Annotated in this window: 1 protein-coding gene; it reads right to left on the bottom strand. The window is 34.3% G+C overall.

Translation table 11 applies throughout. The annotated features are described in order from the left end of the window. Nucleotides 1-1,565, bottom strand: a 1,565-nt coding sequence (locus tag DMB92_RS09230) for a hypothetical protein (RefSeq protein WP_185900190.1), incomplete at both ends; no start/stop codon positions are given.

Below are 1,565 nucleotides of genomic sequence, written 5' to 3'. Positions count from 1 at the left end.
TCAAAGCTTTGCTTCCTTGCTAAATTCACTTCATCAACCGAGCCTAAAAACTCATCTAAAAGCTTCTTTGTTTCGCTGTTAAAGCCTGCTTTTTGGATCTGATTTTCAAGCTTTAGTTTAAAATCATCATAATTTAAGCTTCTTGATAAAGCCTTTTTAAGATGATATCTAAGGCTTGCTCCTTGTATGCCTTTTTGCATAAAGCCAAAGCCTACTTTTTCAGGTAAAAGCCTTATAAACACATCAAAAAGCCCCTTAGTGATCTTTTGCTGTGCTGCTCCTTGCACGCTTGTGGCTATTGAGGAGCTTATTTTGCCTGTTGCACCGGGAGCTAAATTTGCAGCGATGAGAGCGTCATTTTTATAAAGCGTGTTAAAGCCCTCGACAAGTTCTAAAAAGTCCTTTGCTTCCTTGCTTTTAAAAGTTGTGTCTAATTTTTTGATCACTTCTAAAAAGGCTTCACTATCAAAGACCTTTAATTTTGCCTTTTCATTTTGCACTAAAGCTTCATTAAAAAGCCTTTGCATGATTTGCATTTCTAAAAAGGCTTCATTATCTTTTGTGAGGTATTTTTTAAGAGGTTCTAGGTTGTTTGCTCCGTTTTGCCCTTGTCCTTTGGCAAATTTGATTAAATTATCAAGGACCTTATCCACAGCCTTGTTTTTATCTTGCAATTTTAAATGTTTTATATCTTCTTGCACGCTTTTCATCTCTGCGTAGTCTTTTAAGCTTTGGCTGTAAAGCTTTCTTATGTTTTCATAAGCACTAGGAAGCTCTTTAAAGATATTATCAATGCCCCTATCAATCTCTGCTTTTAGTCTTGTTTCAGCTATCCTTTTAACCGCATTTACAAAATTTGGGCTTTTATCTTTGTTATAGATATAAAAATTTAGATTTTTTCTAAAATTATTAAGCTGGGTAAAACTAACGCCATTTGGATTAAAGACATTTTTTTCAAGATCGCTTAAAAAATCAAGGCTTTCATTAACTAAAACGCCGTTTGTTTCTAATTCTTTTTTAAAAGCGATAAATTCATTTTGATCCAGGACCACCTTAAAATTATCATCATAGATCTTGCTTATCTCATCTTCAACCCTTTTAAAAGCTTCTTTGTTTCCAGCTTCAAACTCATCTAAGATCGTTTTGATATCTCCTGGATTGATATTGAGATTTTTAAGATTGTTTTCTACTTGGAGGGTAGAATAATTTAGCATATTTTTAAGATTGTTTTGAAGCCTCACATCATCTTTTACGATCTCAAGCAAATAAGAAAGCGTGTTGCCGTCTTTATCACTTCTAATAAGCTCTAAAAAGTTTTGTTGTTTTTGCTTTAATGAGTTTGTATTTACTATGTTTTCAAGCCCTTTGATAGCTTCAACGCTTTTATGCTCCTTGCCAAATTTCTTTTCAAAATACCCTCTCATTCCTGCTAAGGCTTTATTATCAAGCTGACCGACACTTGCACCGCCTCCAAATTTAGCCTTTGCTTCTTCTAAGGCTTCTTTTGCCTCAGCACTAAAGCTTTCATCGATGATACTTTCAGCTGCTCTTATGTTTTGAGTAGG

Origin of the sequence: Campylobacter sp. MIT 99-7217, from assembly GCF_006864365.1 — a bacterium.
Taxonomy (GTDB): Bacteria; Campylobacterota; Campylobacteria; order Campylobacterales; family Campylobacteraceae; genus Campylobacter_D.
Note: the sequence above shows the minus strand (reverse complement) of the source record. Positions and strands in the feature narration are given on the sequence as shown.